The sequence below is a fragment of the Sphingomonas sp. OV641 genome, from assembly GCF_900109205.1.
In the GTDB taxonomy this organism is placed as follows: Bacteria; Pseudomonadota; Alphaproteobacteria; order Sphingomonadales; family Sphingomonadaceae; genus Sphingomonas.
The window spans coordinates 506681-523700 of sequence record NZ_FNZB01000001.1 but is presented as its reverse complement, the minus strand read 5'-3'; the positions used below and the strand labels follow the sequence as shown (position 1 = coordinate 523700).

Annotated in this window: 14 protein-coding genes; 8 read left to right on the top strand and 6 right to left on the bottom strand. The window is 66.0% G+C overall.

The genetic code is table 11. From position 1 onward, the window contains the following. Nucleotides 1-19: 19 nt before the first annotated feature. From acnD to prpC, 3 genes are all read left to right on the top strand, one after another. Nucleotides 20-2644, top strand: coding sequence for a Fe/S-dependent 2-methylisocitrate dehydratase AcnD (gene acnD / locus BMX36_RS02330; RefSeq protein ID WP_093063554.1), 2625 nt, complete (start codon nucleotides 20-22; stop codon nucleotides 2642-2644). A gap of 142 nt (nucleotides 2645-2786) precedes the next feature. Next, nucleotides 2787-3977, top strand: coding sequence for a 2-methylaconitate cis-trans isomerase PrpF (prpF, locus tag BMX36_RS02325; RefSeq protein WP_066781203.1), 1191 nt, complete (start codon nucleotides 2787-2789; stop codon nucleotides 3975-3977). A 107-nt stretch (nucleotides 3978-4084) separates the two neighbouring features. After that, complete coding sequence (gene prpC, locus BMX36_RS02320) at nucleotides 4085-5242, top strand: bifunctional 2-methylcitrate synthase/citrate synthase (protein WP_093063553.1); 1158 nt, start codon at nucleotides 4085-4087, stop codon at nucleotides 5240-5242. Nucleotides 5243-5264: 22 nt separating this feature from the next. Here the strand turns inward: prpC and BMX36_RS02315 are convergent, their stop codons facing one another. Both BMX36_RS02315 and BMX36_RS02310 read right to left on the bottom strand, forming a co-directional pair. Next, nucleotides 5265-5657 carry a type II toxin-antitoxin system HicB family antitoxin gene (locus BMX36_RS02315; RefSeq protein WP_093063552.1) on the bottom strand — a complete coding sequence of 131 codons (393 nt, stop codon included), beginning with the start codon at nucleotides 5655-5657 and terminating at the stop codon, nucleotides 5265-5267. A gap of 9 nt (nucleotides 5658-5666) precedes the next feature. Further along, entirely contained in the window at nucleotides 5667-5849 is a 183-nt protein-coding gene (locus tag BMX36_RS02310) for a type II toxin-antitoxin system HicA family toxin (RefSeq protein ID WP_093063551.1), read from the bottom strand. Between the two features lie 50 nt (nucleotides 5850-5899). Here BMX36_RS02310 and prpB point away from each other — a divergent pair, with 50 nt between their 5' ends. The 3 genes from prpB (at nucleotide 5900) to BMX36_RS02295 (ending at nucleotide 10675) form a co-directional block, all read left to right on the top strand. Next, a complete protein-coding gene (gene prpB / locus BMX36_RS02305; protein WP_093063550.1) occupies nucleotides 5900-6817 on the top strand; it encodes a methylisocitrate lyase in 918 nt (305 codons plus the stop codon). Between the two features lie 179 nt (nucleotides 6818-6996). Next, a complete protein-coding gene (locus BMX36_RS02300) occupies nucleotides 6997-8397 on the top strand; it encodes a short-chain fatty acyl-CoA regulator family protein (protein WP_066781191.1) in 1401 nt (466 codons plus the stop codon). A 127-nt stretch (nucleotides 8398-8524) separates the two neighbouring features. Beyond that, nucleotides 8525-10675: a TonB-dependent siderophore receptor gene (locus tag BMX36_RS02295; RefSeq protein WP_093063549.1), complete on the top strand. Its 2151-nt coding sequence runs from the start codon at nucleotides 8525-8527 to the stop codon at nucleotides 10673-10675. Between the two features lie 86 nt (nucleotides 10676-10761). Here BMX36_RS02295 and BMX36_RS02290 read toward each other — a convergent pair whose 3' ends face one another. Genes BMX36_RS02290 through BMX36_RS02280 form a run of 3 tightly spaced genes read right to left on the bottom strand, consistent with a single transcriptional unit; the run spans nucleotide 10762 to nucleotide 13957 of the window. Beyond that, nucleotides 10762-11652 (bottom strand): N-acetylmuramic acid 6-phosphate etherase, encoded by an 891-nt coding sequence (locus tag BMX36_RS02290; RefSeq protein WP_093063548.1) that lies wholly within the window; start codon nucleotides 11650-11652, stop codon nucleotides 10762-10764. Next, on the bottom strand, nucleotides 11649-13037 hold the full coding sequence (locus BMX36_RS02285) for an FAD-binding oxidoreductase (protein WP_093063547.1): 1389 nt from the start codon (nucleotides 13035-13037) through the stop codon (nucleotides 11649-11651). Before BMX36_RS02285 ends, BMX36_RS02290 begins: the two co-directional genes overlap by 4 nt. After that, nucleotides 13034-13957 (bottom strand): glucosamine kinase nucleotide-binding domain-containing protein, encoded by a 924-nt coding sequence (locus BMX36_RS02280; RefSeq protein WP_256210625.1) that lies wholly within the window; start codon nucleotides 13955-13957, stop codon nucleotides 13034-13036. Before BMX36_RS02280 ends, BMX36_RS02285 begins: the two co-directional genes overlap by 4 nt. 128 nt (nucleotides 13958-14085) lie before the next feature. On the opposite strand from BMX36_RS02280, the gene BMX36_RS02275 reads away from it, so the two are divergent. Beyond that, the gene (locus BMX36_RS02275; protein ID WP_256210624.1) at nucleotides 14086-15594 is read left to right on the top strand and encodes an MFS transporter; all 1509 of its coding nucleotides are present in this window, start codon (nucleotides 14086-14088) and stop codon (nucleotides 15592-15594) included. After that, nucleotides 15591-16610 (top strand): serine hydrolase domain-containing protein, encoded by a 1020-nt coding sequence (locus BMX36_RS02270; RefSeq protein ID WP_093063544.1) that lies wholly within the window; start codon nucleotides 15591-15593, stop codon nucleotides 16608-16610. Before BMX36_RS02275 ends, BMX36_RS02270 begins: the two co-directional genes overlap by 4 nt. A 24-nt stretch (nucleotides 16611-16634) precedes the next feature. On the opposite strand, the gene BMX36_RS02265 is transcribed toward BMX36_RS02270, so the two are convergent. Continuing rightward, entirely contained in the window at nucleotides 16635-17003 is a 369-nt protein-coding gene (locus BMX36_RS02265; RefSeq protein ID WP_256210623.1) for a YciI family protein, read from the bottom strand. Nucleotides 17004-17020 lie beyond the last annotated feature (17 nt).

Genomic DNA, 17020 nt, shown 5'->3' with positions numbered 1-17020 from the left:
GCCAGACAGAGATTCAGCCATGAACCGCGCCCATCGCAAGCAACTCCCCGGAACCCAGGTCGACTTCTTCGACACGCGCGAAGCGATCGAGGCGATCCGACCGGGCGCCTATGACGGCCTGCCCTATGTGGCGCGCGTCCTGGCCGAACAGCTCGTTCGCCGCTGCGACCCCGCTTTGCTCACCGACGCCCTCACCCAGATCGTCGAGCGCAAGCGGGATCTGGACTTCCCCTGGTATCCCGCGCGCGTTGTCTGCCACGACATTCTCGGCCAGACCGCGCTCGTCGACCTCGCGGGTTTGCGCGACGCGATCGCCGACCAGGGCGGCGACCCGGCCAAGGTCAACCCTGTCGTCCCGACCCAGCTCATCGTCGATCACAGCCTCGCCGTCGAGCACGGCGGCTTCGATCCGCAGGCGTTCGAGAAGAACCGCGCGATCGAGGATCGCCGCAACGAGGATCGCTTCCACTTCATTGAATGGACCAAGGAGGCGTTCCAGAACGTCGACGTGATCCCCGCCGGCAACGGCATCATGCACCAGATCAATCTGGAAAAGATGTCGCCCGTCATCCAGCTGCGCGACGGCGTTGCCTTCCCCGACACCTGCGTCGGCACTGACAGCCACACGCCGCATGTCGATGCGCTGGGCGTGATCGCAATCGGCGTTGGCGGGCTGGAGGCGGAGACGGTGATGCTTGGCCGCGCGTCGATGATGCGCCTGCCCGATATTGTCGGCGTCCGCCTCACCGGCAAGCGCCAGCCGGGCATCACCGCTACCGACATCGTCCTCGCGATCACCGAATTCCTCCGCAAGGAGCGCGTCGTCGGCGCGTGGATCGAATTCTTCGGTGAGGGCGCGGACAGCCTGACGATCGGCGATCGCGCGACCATCTCGAATATGTGCCCGGAATATGGCGCGACCGCGTCGATGTTCTACATCGACCAGCAGACGATCGACTATCTCCTGCTCACCGGCCGCGAGAGCGAGCAGGTCAAGCTGGTCGAGACCTATGCCAAGCACACCGGCCTGTGGGCCGATGCGCTCAAGACCGCCGAATATGAGCGCGTCCTTGAGTTCGACCTCTCCACCGTAGAGCGCAACCTCGCCGGCCCGTCTAACCCGCACCGCCGCCTGCCGACCTCCGCACTGGAGGAGCGCGGCATCGCGGTAGATCTCGAGAAGGCACAGGCGGAGGAACGCGAAGGTCTCCTCCCCGACGGTGCGGTTATCATCGCAGCGATCACCAGCTGCACCAACACATCGAACCCGCGCAACGTCGTCGCCGCAGGGCTTGTCGCAAAAAAGGCGAACGCGCTCGGCCTCGTTCGCAAGCCCTGGGTGAAGTCCAGCTTCGCCCCCGGATCGATCGTGGCGCGCCTCTACCTTGAGGAAGCCGGCCTGCTTCCCGAACTGGAAAAGCTCGGCTTCGGTATCGTCGCCTTCGCGTGCACCACTTGCAACGGCATGTCGGGCGCACTGGACCCCAAGATCCAGCAGGAGATCATCGACCGCGATCTCTACGCGACTGCCGTTCTCTCAGGTAACCGCAACTTCGACGGCCGCATTCACCCCTATGCCAAGCAGGCGTTCCTCGCCTCGCCGCCACTCGTGGTGGCCTATGCGATCGCCGGCACCGTCCGTTTCGACATCGAGCGCGACGTGCTGGGGGTGGTCGACGGCCGCGAGATCCGCCTCAAGGATCTCTGGCCCACCGACGAAGAGATTGACGCGATCGTCGCCGCGCACGTGAAGCCCGAGCAGTTCCGCAAGGTGTACGAGCCGATGTTCGGCGCCCGCGCGCGCTCGGCGGAGAAGATCAGCCCGCTCTACGACTGGCGCCCCACGTCCACCTACATCCGCCGTCCGCCCTATTGGGACACCGAGGGGGTCGGCGCGCTCGCGGCACATCCGCGCACGCTGAAGGACATGCGCCCGCTTGCGATCCTACCCGACAACATCACGACCGACCACCTCTCGCCCTCGAACGCGATCCTCGCCAGCTCCGCGGCCGGCGAATATCTGACCAAGATGGGCGTGCCCGAGGAGGACTATAACTCCTACGCCACCCATCGCGGCGATCACTTGACGGCGATGCGCGCGACCTTTGCCAACCCGCAGCTCGTCAACGAGATGGCGGTGGTCGAAGGCGCGGTGAAGAAGGGGAGCCTTGCCCGCGTCGAGCCCGACGGCAAGGTGATGCGCATGTGGGAGGCAATCGAGACGTATCTTGATCGTGCTCAGCCGCTGATCATCATCGCCGGTGCCGACTACGGTCAGGGCTCCTCGCGTGACTGGGCTGCCAAGGGCGTGCGCCTCGCCGGCGTCGAAGCGATCGTCGCGGAGGGCTTCGAGCGCATCCACCGCACCAACCTCATTGGCATGGGCGTGCTGCCGTGCGAGTTCAAGCCGGGCACCACCCGCCTGACGCTCGGCCTCGACGGCACTGAGACCTATGACGTGGTCGGTGAGCGCCGTCCCGGCGCCACGCTGACGCTGATCGTCCGCCGCAAGGATGGCTCGACCGACGAAGTGCCCGTCACCTGCCGCCTCGACACGGCCGAGGAGGTCTCGATCTACGAAGCTGGCGGCGTCCTCCAGCGCTTCGCCCAGGACTTTTTGGCGTCGGAAGCGGCCGCAGCGTGACGCCCGCCGCACAAACTACCGTCCCCCCGGCCTTGTGCCGGGGTTCAGCCGTCCGCGAACCTAGCGGCGCCGGATACGTGGCACCCTGGATGCCGGCACAGGTCCGGCATGACGAAGTGAAGCAAAGCGAGGCAGCACGCCAATGACCGGCCAAACCCGCATTCCCGCCACCTACATGCGCGGCGGCACCAGCAAGGGCGTGTTCTTCCGCCTTGAGGACCTCCCCGAGTCCGCTCGCACTCCCGGTGCCGCTCGCGACAAGCTGTTCCAGCGCGTCATCGGAAGCCCCGACCCATATGCCGCGCAGATCGATGGCATGGGCGGCGCGACTTCCAGCACCAGCAAGTGCGTGATCGTCTCGCCGAGCAGCCAGCCCGACCACGACGTCGATTACCTCTACGGCCAAGTCTCGATCGACACCGATTTCGTGGACTGGTCCGGTAATTGCGGCAATCTCTCGACCGGCGCTGGCGCCTTCGCGATCCACGCCGGCTATGTCGACGCGAACCGCGCCGAGAACGGCATCTGCATCGTCCGCATCTGGCAGGCGAATATCAACAAGACGATCATCGCCCACGTCCCGGTCGCCAATGGCGAAGTGCAGGAAACCGGCGACTTCGAACTCGACGGCGTCACCTTCCCCGCGGCCGAGATCGTCCTCGAATTCGTCGACCCCGCCGACGACGGCGAAGAGGGTGGCTCAATGTTCCCCACGGGCAATCTCGTCGACGAACTTGACGTGCCCGAGGAAATCGTCCCCGGCGGCAAGCTAAAGGCGACGATGATCACCGCGGGCATTCCGACCATCTTCGTGAACGCCGCCGACATCGGCTTCACCGGCACCGAGCTGCGCGAGACGATCAACACCAATCCCGACACGCTCCGCCGCTTCGAGGCGCTGCGCACGATCGGCGCGCTCAAGATGGGCCTCATCAAGTCGCCCGAGGAAGCCGCCAAGCGTCAGCACACGCCCAAGATCGCCTTTGTCGCCCCGCCGACCGATTACCCCTCCTCCAGCGGCAAGATCGTGAAAGCCGGTGATATCGACCTGCTCGTCCGCGCCTTGTCGATGGGCAAGCTCCACCACGCGATGATGGGCACCGCCTCGGTCGCCATCGCAACCGCCGCGGCCGTCCCGGGCACGCTCGTCAACCAGGCGGCCGGCGGCGGCGAGCGCCAGTCGGTCCGCTTCGGCCACCCCTCCGGTACCCTGCGCGTCGGCGCGGAGGCCCGCCAAGTCGACGGTCAATGGACCGTCACCAAAGCGATCATGAGTCGAAGCGCCCGCATCCTGATGGAAGGCCACGTCCGCGTGCCGGAGGGCAGCTTCTAGAAACAACCGTTCGTGCTGAGCCTGTCGAAGCACGTGCCCCGAACGGTAGCGCTTGTAACACGCCCCACGCAGGGCGAACGGAAAAGTAGAAAGAGGACCGAAAGAGCATGACCGACACCGCCACCGCTCCCACCTTCAAGCCGAAGAAGTCCGTCGCCCTCTCGGGCGTCACTGCCGGCAACACCGCGCTGTGCACCGTCGGCCGCACCGGCAACGACCTGCACTATCGCGGCTATGACATCCTCGACTTCGCCGAGGGCGCTGAATTCGAGGAGATCGCCCACCTCCTCGTCCACGGCTGGCTTCCCAATGCCGCCGAGCTCAAGGCGTACAAGGCCAAGCTCAAGGCGCTGCGCGGCCTCCCGCTCGCGGTGAAGGAAGCTCTCGCCGCCCTCCCCGCCGCTGCCCACCCAATGGATGTGATGCGCACCGGCGTCTCCGCACTCGGCTGCGCGCTGCCCGAAAAGGATGACCACAACAGCCCTGGCGCCCGCGACATCGCCGACCGGCTGATGGCCAGCCTCGGCTCCATGCTGCTCTATTGGTATCATCTGTCGAACAACGGCGTGGAGATTGAGGTCGAGACCGACGACGAGTCGATCGGCGGCCACTTCCTCCACCTCCTTCACGGTGAGAAGCCGAGCGACAGCTGGGTGCAGGCAATGCACACGTCGCTGATCCTCTATGCCGAGCATGAGTTCAACGCCTCGACCTTCACGTCGCGCGTCATCGCCGGCACTGGATCGGATATGCATTCGTGCATCACCGGCGCGATCGGCGCGCTGCGCGGCCCCAAGCACGGCGGCGCCAACGAAGTCGCGTTCGAGATCCAGAAGCGCTACCAGAATCCCGATGATGCCGAGGCGGACATCCGCCGCCGGATGGAAGCCAAGGAAGTCATCATCGGCTTCGGCCACCCGGTCTATACGATCAGCGACCCGCGCAACGTCGTCATCAAGCGCGTCGCCAAGAAGCTGTCGGACGAGGCCGGCTCGACCAAAATGTACGACATCGCCGACCGGCTCGAGACGGTGATGATGGAAGTGAAGAAGATGTTCCCGAACCTCGACTGGTTCTCGGCCGTCTCCTACCACATGATGGGGGTCCCCACCGCGATGTTCACGCCGCTGTTCGTGATCGCCCGCACCAGCGGCTGGGCCGCGCACGTCATCGAGCAGCGCGAGGACAACAAGATCATTCGCCCGAGCGCGAACTACACCGGCCCCGAAGACCTCAAGTGGGTGCCGCTGGCCGAGCGGAAGTAAGCCTATGCGCGGCGGCCAGCCATCAGTGACCCGCAATCTCGTTATGCGCAGCGCTTACCAGAAAGGCGCTGCGCGAGAGGTTACGCCGCTTGGCCGCCGCGTCGATCGCCGCAAGCGTGGCCGCATCTACGGTGAAGTTCACCCGCACGGTGCGCCCGCCCGATCGCATGAACGGCACCGCCATCAGCATGGCGGTGCGGTCGTCCGCCTCCAGCCCGTCGCGGATCGCATTCATGTCGCGCGCGGGATAGAGCGCGACATCCTCGCCCTCCAGGAACAGGTCGATCGCCTCGATCGCGTTGCGCTCCAGTTCGCTCAGATCCTCCCCCGCCGAAAAGCACCCCGGAAGATCGGGAAAGGCTATGCCGTAGCTGCTGTCCGCATCCTTGTGGACGACACCGATATAGTAGGTCATGGCATTTCCTCAGATCCAGCCAGCCGCTCGCGCGATGCTGCGCGCGGTGGCCAGCGGCAGGTCTTTTTTGGGATGCGGCACGATGATCGTGATCGCACCCTTGCGAAACTTGTGGTGCGATCCCTTCGCACCGATCAGTTCGTAACCCTCGTCGCGGAGCCGCTTGACGATCAATCGGCTGTTCCGCTCCATAAGTATTTAAATACGCACTGACACACTCGGGTCAATACGAAGGACCATCAATGCCCTACCTTCTCGCCTCCGACCTCCCCACCGAATCCGCCGGCGAGCGCTTCCGCGCGGGCCTTGAGCGCCCCGGCATCTTCCAGCTGCCCGGCGCGCACAACGGCCAGGCCGCGATCCAGGCGCGCAATGCCGGCTTCGACGGCCTGTATCTGTCGGGCGCGGCGATGACCGCGTCGATGGGCCTGCCCGATCTCGGCATCATCACTGTCGACGAAGTTGCTTTCTTCATCCGCCAGATCGTCCGTTCGTCGGGCCTGCCGCTGCTGGTCGACGGCGACACCGGCTATGGTGAGGCGCTGAACGTCATGCACATGGTCCGCACCTTCGAGGATGCGGGCGCCGGCGCCGTCCATCTTGAGGACCAGATCCTGCCCAAGAAGTGCGGGCACCTGAACGGCAAAAACCTCGTCTCCGCGATGGACATGGCCACCAAGGTCGCCGCCGCGAAGAAGGCCGCGCGCGACATCGTCATCGTCGCCCGCACCGACGCCGCCGGCGTCGAGGGCTTCGACGCCGCGGTCGAGCGCGCCAAGCTCTATGTCGAGGCGGGGGCCGACGCGATCTTCCCCGAGGCGCTGAACACGCGCGAAATGTTCGAAAAGTTCGCGAAGGCCGTGCCCAACGTGCCGCTGCTCGCCAACATGACCGAATTCGGCAAGACGCCCTTCTACACCGCCGCCGAATTCGAGGAGATGGGCTATAAGATGGTGATCTGGCCGGTCTCGTCCCTGCGCGTCGCCAACAAGGCGCAGGCCGAACTCTACGCCTCGATCAAGGAAAACGGCGGCACCCACAAATACGTCGACCGCATGCAGACCCGCCAGGAGCTGTACGACACGATCGGCCTGCACGATTTCGAGGAACTGGACGCGAGCATCATCAAGACGGTGGTGCCGGTGATGCCCAACGCCTGATCCTTGCCTTACGTCACCCCGGCCTTGAGCCGGGGTCCAACGTCCCGCACACGCTGAAGCCGAAGCTCTCGCTGCACGTTGGATCCCGGATCAAGGCCCGCATGACGGAGGCAGCACTTTCCGCAACATCCGCAACCCGCTACCTCTTCCTGCATAGCCGAAGCGAAAGGTGCGAAGGAATGCGGAAGACCTTCATGGGCGTGCGCCTCCGCCGCCTGCGCGAAGAACGCCGCCTGAAGCAGGTCGAGCTCGCCCAAGCGCTCGGCATCTCGACCAGCTACCTCAACCAGATCGAGCAGAACCAGCGGCCGCTCACCGTCCCCGTCCTGCTCAAGATCAACCAGGTCTTCGGCATCGACGTCCAGCTCTTCTCGGAGGACGAGGAAGCACGCCTCATCACCGACCTGCGCGACAGCCTGACCGAAGCGCCCGAGCCGATCGCACTCGCCGAAATCCGCGAGCTCGCCACCAACATGCCCGCGGTCGCGCGCACGCTGATCGCGCTCCATCGCCGCCAGCGTGACCTCACCGAGCGCACCGAGGCGATGGCCGCGCAGCTTGGCGACCAATGGATCGAGGGCGGCGGCGCGCGCATGCCGTTCGAGCAGGTCCGCGAGCTCTTCTACGCCAATTACAACCATATCGAGCCGCTCGATCAGGCGGCCGAAGCGCTCTACAAAGAGGCCGGCTTCGGCCCGCGCCGTGTCCATGCCGGGCTGATCGGACGTCTGCAGGATCGCCACGGCATCACTGTTGCTTTGTCCGAGCCCGGCGCGGTGCAGCGCCGCTACGATCCCGCCACCCGCACGCTCCACATCTCGCCGGACCTGCGCGCCGGGCAGCAGGCGTTCCAGATGGCGACCCAGCTCGCCTTTCTCGAACTCGGCGACCTCATCGACCGGCTCGCCGACGATCCGATCCTCACCGGCCCTGAAGCGCGCCGCCTCGCCCGCATCGGCCTCGCCAATTATTTCGCCGGTGCGCTGTTGCTGCCCTACGCCGATTTCCTCGCCGAGGCGGAGGCGCAGGCGTACGATATCGAGAAGCTCGGCCGCCATTTCGGCGTGGGGTTTGAGACGATCTGCCACCGTCTTTCGACGCTCCAGCGCCCCGAGGCACGCGGCGTTCCCTTCTTCTTCATCCGCGTCGATCGCGCCGGCAACATCTCCAAGCGCCAGTCGGCCACCGACTTCCACTTCTCGCGCGTGGGCGGCAGTTGCCCCCTGTGGAAGGTGTACGAGGCGTTCGTGCAGCCCGGCCGCGTGCTGCGTCAGGTCGCGCAAATGCCCGACGGACGCACCTATCTGTGGGTCGCCCGCACGGTCCGCCGCACCGCCGGCGCTTTTGGGGAGCCGGGCAAGACCTTCGCCATCGCGCTCGGCTGCGACATTCGCCACGCGCACCGGCTGGTGTATTCGCGCGGCTTCGACCTCACGGATCCGCGCGCGGCCACGCCAATTGGGGTCGGATGCAAGGTATGCGAGCGCGCTGCCTGCCCGCAACGCGCCTTTCCCATGATCGGGCGTCCGGTCGCCGCAGACGAAAACCGCGCGACATTGACGCCCTATCCTGTCGCATAGGTTTGCAACCATGGCGCGAAGGCTAACCGTCGTCGAAGTCGAGCAGCCATTTTATCTGTGATAATGAGATTAGCTTGCAATAGCACGAAAACGTTTCTAGCGGGCCTCTCGTTCAAGGGAGGCAATAATGACGATGATGTCCGCACTACTCGCCAGTGCAGCGGCGATTGCCGCGCCTGAAACGGCGGCGGATACACAGCGCAGCGATGACATCGTCGTCACCGGCCAGCGCAGCGAAGGCAGCGATGATTACGGCGTCACCGATCAGCGGACCGCCACGCGTATCCAGATGAGCCAGCGCGAAACGCCGCAGTCGATCAGCGTCGTCACCCGCGCGCAGATCGAGGATTTCCAACTCAACGACGTCAATGCGCTGCTCACCACCGTGCCCGGCGTCAGCGTCCTCACTTCCGACACCGACCGCATCTACTACTCGGCCCGTGGGTTCGACATTCAGACGTTCCAGATCGACGGCATTGGCCTTCCGTTCTCGTTCGGCATCCAGACCGGCTCGATCGACACCGCCATCTACGACCGGATCGAGGTGGTGCGCGGCGCGCCGGGCCTGCTGTCGCCGACCGGCAATCCATCGGCCGTGGTCAACTTCATCCGCAAACGCCCTTTCCGGGAGATCAAGGCGTCGGCGAGCGCGCAATATGGCTCCTACGACAATCTTCGCTTCGATGCCGATGTCAGCGTGCCGCTCACCAAAGATGGATCGATCCGCGCCCGCGCCGTTGGCGCCTTCCTTGATACCGACAGCCATCTCGATCGCTACGGCCTGCGCCGCTGGACCGGGTACGGCATCGTCGAGGCGGATCTCGGCCCCAACACCGTGATCAGCGCCGGCTACGGCCATCAGGACCATCGCAGCCGAGGCGCCATGTGGGGCGCGATCCCACTTTATTACACGGACGGTACCCGCATCGAATTCGATCGCACCGCCAATTATGCGCCGGACTGGTCGAGTTGGGGCGTGGTCGATCGCCAGATCTTTGGTGATCTGACGCATGATTTCGGCAACGGCTGGACGGGCAAGGTTTCCGTCCTGCGCCGGGCGACGAGCGAAGACGACACGCTCTTCTACGTCTACGGCAATCCCGTGCGCGGCGCGCCGGGCGGCATCGATCTCGGCGATCCTGACGACCCGCTCGATACCCGCGCCATCTTCAGCTATCCCGGCGCTTTCCGCGGCCAGACCCGCAACCTCACCATTGACGCCTATCTCAGCGGCAAGCTGTCCGTCGGCGGCCGCGACCATGATGTGGTGCTCGGGCTTCAGCGCGGCGCGGAGAAGTACCAGCAATATTCCAGCTACGATTACAGCCAGGTTGGCATCCCGCTGTCGCTCGACACCTTCTTCGACGGCACCTTCCCGCAGGTGAACTTCCCGGAACCGTACGACCTCAGCCTCGACACCCACACGGTACGCGAGACGATCTACGGCCTCGTCCGGCTCAACCCCGCCGATCCGCTCAAGATCATGCTGGGCGGCAACTACACCCATGCGACCAGCGAGGGCACGTCCTACGGCACGCCGCAGGCCTATGATCGCTCACGCTTCTCGCCCTTCGTCGGCGCGACATTTGACGTCACCTCGAACATCAGCCTCTACGCCAGCTACGCCAAGATCTTCCGCCCGCAGGTGGAGGTGAGCGCGACCAACGAGATCCTGCCACCGATCGTCGGCGACAATATCGAGGGCGGCGTGAAGGGCGAATGGTTCGACGGCCGCCTGTACGCGAGCGCCGCATTGTTCCAGGCGCGCCAGAACAATACCGCCTTCGGCCAGTTCGATCCCACGCTCGGCCGCACCGTGTACATCCCGGTCGATGCCAAGTCGCAAGGCGTGGAGCTCGAATTCGGTGGCCAGCTCGCGCCCGGCCTCCAGGCGACCGGCGGCTTCACCTTCATGAAGATCCGCAACGAGGATGACCAGCCCGAGCGCACCTTCGTGCCGCGCAATATCGGCCGTCTCAACCTCACCTATTCGCCGCCGTCGCTGCCTCAGCTGAAGGTTGGCACGTCCATCCAGTACCAGAGCGACTTCTATTTCGAGCCGGGCGGGCTCACTCCCGCGGGCGATCCGATCCGCCTCGATCAGGGCGACTATGTCCTAGCTGACCTGATGGGCCGCTACGAATTGACGCCCCACGTCGCGCTCAGCGTCAACGTCCGCAACGTCACCAACAAGCGCTACCTGAGCGCGCTGACCTTCGACCAGAGCTATTACGGTGCCCCGCGCACGGTGCTGGGGACGGTCAGCTTCCGCTATTGAGTACCGCCTCACTCAGCCGTTCGGGCTGAGCCTGTCGAAGCCCGTGCCATGCAGCGCCGAGCCATATGGCACGCCCTTCGACAAGCTCAGGACGAACGGCGGTAGGCAGCCATCGCCGCCCCTAAATTCCCCGCGTGCGCCGCCAACAGCGCCGTGGCTTCAGCGGCGCTGGCCCCAAGCGCCACTAGCACCGCCTGCCGGATCTCCTCGCCCGCCGCATCGAGCGCCCGCGCCGCAGCTTGCCCGTCAACCCCGGCGATCGCACCCACCATCCGCTCGGCCCGCGCACGCAGCTTGCGGTTCGACACGCGCATGTTGACCATCAGCCCGCGGTGAACCAGCCCGAGGCGCAGCATGATGGTGGTCGAGAGCAGGTTGAGAACCGCCTTCTGCGCCGTGCCCGCTTTCATGCGCGTCGAGCCCGCCACCACCTCGCTGCCGGTATCGGCGAGCAGCGCATGTTCGGCCTGCGTGAGCAGCGCGGCGCCGGCATTGTTCGCCACGCCGATCGTGAGCGCCCCTGCCTCTCGTGCCGCGTCGATCACCGCCAGCGTATATGGCGTGCGCCCGCTTGCCGCCACGCCGATCACCACGTCGCTCGCGCCGATCGCGGCATCGGCCACCGCTGCACGCCCCGCCAACGGATCGTCCTCCGCGCCCTCGACGCTCTCGATCAGCGCCGCCGTACCGCCCGCCATCAGGAACGCCAACCGGTCGCGCGGCCAGTTATAGGTCGGAAACAGCTCTACGCCGTCCTGCACCGCGACGCGGCCAGAGGTACCCGCGCCGGCATAGATCAGCCGTCCCGTCGTCCCCAGCCGGCGCGCCGCAGCGTCCGCGGCGGCGGCGATCGCGCCCACCTGACCCTTGATCGCCGCGACGGCGGCAAGCTGCCCCTCCAGCATCGCCTCGATGGCCGTGGCAGATGGCCAGTCGGCAAGGTCCAGATAGCGCGGATCAACCGTCTCGGTGCTCATGCCCCCGCCTCCCGCATGAACACCTTTCCCGGGTTCATCAGCCCGGCGGGATCGACCGCCGCCTTGATCCGCCGCATCAGCGCCACGGCATCCTCCCCATGTTCGCGCAGCAGCGCCGCGCGCTTGCCGATCCCAATGCCATGTTCCCCGGTGCAGGTGCCGCCGACCGACAGGGCGTAATTGATCAACCCTTCGTTCACCGCCCGCGCCTTGTCCCAGCTGGCCGGATCGTCCCGCCGCAGCACGAAGAAGACATGGTAATTGCCGTCACCCACATGGCCTAGGATGGGGGCGAGCAAACCCGCGTCATCGATCGCCGCGCGCGCGTGCCTGATCGCCTCCGCCAGCTTGGAGATCGGCACGCAGATGTCGGTCGACCAGGTAACCGCATCGGGCAGCATGGCCCTGGCGGCCGGTAGAGCGGCGTGCCGCGCGCGCCACAATCGCCGTTGCTCGTCGCGGTCAGCGGACATGGTCAGCGCGGCCGCGCCATGGCTGCTCCCGATCGCCTCCAGTTGCTCGCGCTGCTCTTGGATTGAGCGGGGAGATCCATGCAGCTCAACGAACAGGGTCGGCTGTTCCGGCAGGCTGAGCCCGGCATAAGCGTTGCAGGCACGGATCGCCACGGGGTCAAGCAATTCCATCCGCGCCACCGCAATGCCGCTCTGGATCGTCTCGATCACGGTGCGCACTGCGCCGTCCAGATCGCTGAAGCCCCAGCTTCCCGCCAGCACCGCTTCCGGGATGCCGTGCAGCCGCACCGTGGCCTCGACCACGAGTCCCAGCGTGCCCTCCGATCCGGTAAACAGATGGGTCAAATCATAGCCCGCGGCGGATTTTCGAGCCCGGCTGCCGGTGCGGATCAGCGTGCCGTCGGGCAGCACCACCTTCAGCGCCAGCACGTTCTCGCGCATCGTGCCGTATCGAACCGCATTCGTGCCCGAGGCGCGGGTGGAGATCATCCCGCCAATGGTGGCGTTCGCGCCAGGATCGATGGGGAAGAACAGGCCGGTCGCGCGAAGCTCCTCGTTCAGCGCCTCGCGCGTCACTCCCGGCTCCACGACGCACAACAGGTCTTCCGCTGCCACTTCAAGCACGCGGTCCATGCGAGACAGGTCGATCGAGACGGCTCCGCCCACCGCCCCTGCATTGCCCTCCAGCGACGTGCCGACGCCCAAGGGCACGACCGGTACCCCGGCGGCCGTTGCCGCCGCCATCAAAGCTTGAACGTCTTCAATGGTGTGCGGCTGCGCCACTGCGTCCGGCAGGCGCGCCTCGTGATGTCCCTCCGCTGCCATGAATTGCGCCCGACCAGCCTCGTGCGTGATCCAGCGCGAGCCAAGGCGAGCGGCCATCTGCTCGCTCAGTTGCGCAAGCCCGGTCATTCGCCAAGCTCCTCGGGCTTCTTCACCTCAGGCGCCTTTACCTCAGGCAAGGCAAAGCCGGCCAGGAACAGTGCGCCGTCAAGCGCGTCGCCCAGCGGCTCGCTGAGCTTCGCCACCGTCCGAGCGCGCAGCCACGGTCGCAGATGCGGTGCCAGTCCGCCCAGGATTGCGCAGGCTGGCGCGCCGCGTTCGAAGATCGCTTCGATGAAGCGTTCGACATGGCCAGCAGCATCCTCCACGATCGACCGGGCGATCGGGTCATCCGCCTGTGCATATTGGATGACGATCGGCGCGAGCGCGGCATAGTCCGCAGGCGTCGCCCGATCCATCCACGCGATCGCTTGCGGAATGGCATGGCCGAAGCGGGCGGCAATGGCGAGCGCCAGCGGGGTGCGCGTTGTTCGCCCATCCAGAGCGCGCAGCGCATGCCGCATGGCGGACAGGCCAAGTGCCGCGCCGCTTCCCTCGTCGGAGATGGGAAAGCCATAGCCTCCGATCGCGAAATCGGCGCCGCCGACACGCAGTTGCGCGATACTTCCAGTGCCCAGGATCAGTGTTGCGCCATCGCGCCCGCGATGCGCCCCCAGGTTAGCGATCGCTGCATCGGTCGCGAAGGAGATGCGCGCCATCCCGAAATCGATCGCGCCCAGCGCTTCTGCGCTTCCGGGTCGGGAAAGGCCCGCAATGCCGATGCCGGCCGAGATCTCGCGCCGCACACTGCCGGGCAGCCCCGCCGCTTCCAGCGCCTGATCAATCACATCGTCGAACACCGCCCGAACGGCCGCCGCGCCGATCCTCATATTGGCCGGGCCTGCATGTCCGGTTCCGATCACCAGGCCATTCTGGTCGATCAAACGTGCGCGGCAGTGGCTGCCGCCCGCATCCACGCCGAGATACCAATTCACCATTGCGCCAGCCATTCTGCGCCCGCGATCACCGTACTGCCCATATCGGCTTGTCCCTTCGGTATAACCGGCAGTGATGCCGAATGCTTCCGTTATCGCAGGCGGGATTGACGCGGACGAGCAGGCGTTGAACGATCAGGGACATGACCCAGTTGGCCGCGCAAGCGGCGCTCGCAGAGCCTCCTTCCGTACCAGCCTCCATCGATCGCCGCGGCATGGCGCTGTATGGCGTTCTCGGCTTCGCGGCGGGGCTGCCTTTCTACATGTTCTCCACCGTGCTGGCGCTCCGCCTGCAGGCACATGGCGTGGCGCTCGCCGTCATCGGCTTCTTCGCCTGGGTGCAATTGCTGCCGACGCTGAAGTTCGTCTGGGCGCCGCTGCTGGATCGCTATGCGGTGCCCGGCTTCGCTCGCTTCTATGGGCAGCGGCGCGGATGGATGATGCTGGCGCAGCTCGGCATCTTCACCTCGTTGGTCGCGATGGCGCTGACCGCCGGCGACGCGTCGCTCGGCATCACTGCCCTGTTCGCGGTCCTGCTGGCCTTTTGGACGACCACCCTGGAAGTGGCCGCGGATGCCTGGCGTATCGAGCTTTACCCCTCGCAGGACGAACAGGGCCCGATCGTCGCCGCCAATCTCTGGGGCTATCGAGGGGCGATGGTTGCTGCCGGCAGCGGCGCGCTCCTGCTGGCGGACTGGGGCGGGTGGACGATTGCCTATCTCGCCATCGCCGCCGCCGCCTTTGTCCCGTTCCCGATCCTGGCCGCCATGCCGGGCCGCGGATCGGGCGAGCGGGATAGGATACCTGCCCTCGCCACCGGCCTGGTCGCCAGCGTCATGATCCTTGGCGCCGCTTTGGCCATTACCGCGGCCATTGGATGGGTGATCCTCTCGCTTGCCGCCGGTGCCGGGATCGACGCCGATACGAACGTCACTCCCTGGGTGCTTGGCTGTTGCATGCTCCCGTTCCTGCTCATGGCGGTCGCTTTGCCGCAGATCCGCCGCACCCCGCCGGACGCCCCCATCCGCCGCTCCACTCTGCTGGGGCCTTACGTCGACTTCTTCTGGCGCTATGGCTTTGGCGCGCTGATCCTGCTTGCCTTCGTCTCGTTGTACCGCATGGGCGACGTTCTGGCGCTCAACCTGTCGAAGCCGATGATCAAGGATCTGGGCTATTCCCTCTCGCAGATCGGCCGCGCGGACAGCGTCGTGGCGCTGGTTTCCAGCGCGATCGGCGTGGGCCTCGCCGGCTGGATGGTCACTCGCCGCGCGATGACGTGGATGCTCGCGATCGGCGCCATCGTCGCGGCCATTGGCAATTTCGCCTTCGTCTGGCTGGCCCATCAGCCGCTCAGCGAAGGGCTCCTGTATATCGCCACGGGCGCCGATCAGTTCGGCAATGGCTTCGCCGGTGCCGTCTTCGTCGTGTACCTCTCGCTTCTGGTGAACCCGCGCTATCCCGGCGCGCAATATGCGTTTCTGACCGGCTTCGCCTTTCTTCTGCCTCGGCTGATCTCCGGTGCGGGGGGCAGCATCGTCGGCCGGATCGGTTACGACAATTTCTTCCTTCTCTCGGGCGCGCTCAGCCTTGCCGCCATCCTGTTCCTCCCGCTGCTCGCCCACATCCGCCCACGATCCGAAGAGAACGCATGATCGATACCATCGTTGAGCGCGGGTTCGCGCCCGCTGCCGCGTCTGTTGCCGCCGGTCGGATCCCGGGCGCCACCCTCGGTATCGTCACCGCCGATGGCACGCGCGCCGTGCGCCTTGCCGGCCTGGCGCAGCGGGTGCCAAGCGAGGAGCCGTTGACCCGCGAGCACTGGTTCGATCTCGCATCGGTCAGCAAGGTGGTCGCCGCCACCAGCTTCGTTCTGAGGCTCGCCGACGAAGGAAAGCTCGATCTTGATCGCCCGCTCACCGATGCGATCCCTGATCTGCGCCAATATGATGTGGCCAATGCGCCGGAGCGTCGCCTGACGTTCCGCGACTGCCTGGTTCACCGCACCTTTCTGCCGGCCGTGGAGCCGATCTACACCTATGGCGATGATCCCGATCGCCTGCGTGCGTTCGTGCTGCAGCGTGAATGGCGGCACGGTCCGCCGGTCTATTCGGACATCAACTTCATCCTGCTGGGCATCGCGGTCGAGCGGCTGACCGGCGCCGGGCTTGAGGCGCAACCGCTTGGACCAGGTCTCGGCTGGGGGCCGCCGCCTGGCCCGGCCGTTGCCACCGAGCATTGCCGATGGCGTGGACGCGTCCTGAAGGGCGAGGTGCATGACGAGAACTGCTCCGCCATGGGCGGCCGCACTGGTCACGCCGGGCTGTTCGGTACCGTTGATGGCGTGCTCGATTTCGCGCGCGGGCTGCTGGACGGCTCCGGCGCCTCCCCGACCATGCTTGAGGCGATCCGAACCCCGGTCGAAGGCCATCGCACCGCCGGCTGGGAGATTCGCTTCCCAGGCTGGTCAGGGGGTCAGGCCTGTTCGCCCGGCACCATCGGCCACACTGGCTTTACCGGCACCGGATTGTGGGTCGATTTCGATCGCGGCCTCGCCTGGACGCTGCTCACCAATCGGGTCCACCCGACGCGTCACTTCGACAGCGGCATCTTCACGCTCAGACCTGAGACGGGAGAGGCCCTGATCGCGGCATTCGACGCGGCAACGTGATGAGGCTCAGGCGAAACGGCCGCGTCAGCTCGCCGGATCGTACATGAATTCGCGCAGCTCCTGCGAACAGCGACACGCAACGGCGATCTTGCGCGCCCATTCAACGGCCTCCTCGCGCGTGGCGATCTCCAGCACCGTGAACCCGCCGGTCAGTTGACTTGCCGGATAGATTCGCGGCGATACGGATCCGTCCTCGGATACGAGCACCGGGCGCACATCCTCCGCGACGCCCCCGCCAAAGACATAGACGCCGGCCGCCTTGGCCTCTTCGATCACGGCATGCGCCGCCGCGGCCACGTCGGGCAGTTCCTCATCCGAGACCATCATCGCCTCGCTCGGGAACGAGATCAGATATTTCGTCATGCCCGCATCATGCGCGGGACCTACTTCCATCGCAATTCCGGGCATCC

Excerpts from the sequence above, each read along its gene's own strand:
- prpC (WP_093063553.1), top strand. The coding sequence starts at position 4,085 with ATGACCGACACCGCCACCGCTCCCACCTTCAAGCCGAAGAAGTCCGTC.
- BMX36_RS02285 (WP_093063547.1), bottom strand. The coding sequence starts at position 13,037 with ATGACCGGGCTTGCGCAACTGAGCGAGCAGATGGCCGCTCGCCTTGGC.
- BMX36_RS02290 (WP_093063548.1), bottom strand. The coding sequence starts at position 11,652 with ATGAGCACCGAGACGGTTGATCCGCGCTATCTGGACCTTGCCGACTGG.
- prpB (WP_093063550.1), top strand. The coding sequence starts at position 5,900 with ATGCCCTACCTTCTCGCCTCCGACCTCCCCACCGAATCCGCCGGCGAG.
- BMX36_RS02310 (WP_093063551.1), bottom strand. The coding sequence starts at position 5,849 with ATGGAGCGGAACAGCCGATTGATCGTCAAGCGGCTCCGCGACGAGGGT.
- BMX36_RS02275 (WP_256210624.1), top strand. The coding sequence starts at position 14,086 with ATGACCCAGTTGGCCGCGCAAGCGGCGCTCGCAGAGCCTCCTTCCGTA.
- prpF (WP_066781203.1), top strand. The coding sequence starts at position 2,787 with ATGACCGGCCAAACCCGCATTCCCGCCACCTACATGCGCGGCGGCACC.
- BMX36_RS02315 (WP_093063552.1), bottom strand. The coding sequence starts at position 5,657 with ATGACCTACTATATCGGTGTCGTCCACAAGGATGCGGACAGCAGCTAC.
- BMX36_RS02295 (WP_093063549.1), top strand. The coding sequence starts at position 8,525 with ATGACGATGATGTCCGCACTACTCGCCAGTGCAGCGGCGATTGCCGCG.
- BMX36_RS02265 (WP_256210623.1), bottom strand. The coding sequence starts at position 17,003 with ATGGAAGTAGGTCCCGCGCATGATGCGGGCATGACGAAATATCTGATC.
- acnD (WP_093063554.1), top strand. The coding sequence starts at position 20 with ATGAACCGCGCCCATCGCAAGCAACTCCCCGGAACCCAGGTCGACTTC.
- BMX36_RS02270 (WP_093063544.1), top strand. The coding sequence starts at position 15,591 with ATGATCGATACCATCGTTGAGCGCGGGTTCGCGCCCGCTGCCGCGTCT.
- BMX36_RS02280 (WP_256210625.1), bottom strand. The coding sequence starts at position 13,957 with ATGGCTGGCGCAATGGTGAATTGGTATCTCGGCGTGGATGCGGGCGGC.
- BMX36_RS02300 (WP_066781191.1), top strand. The coding sequence starts at position 6,997 with ATGCGGAAGACCTTCATGGGCGTGCGCCTCCGCCGCCTGCGCGAAGAA.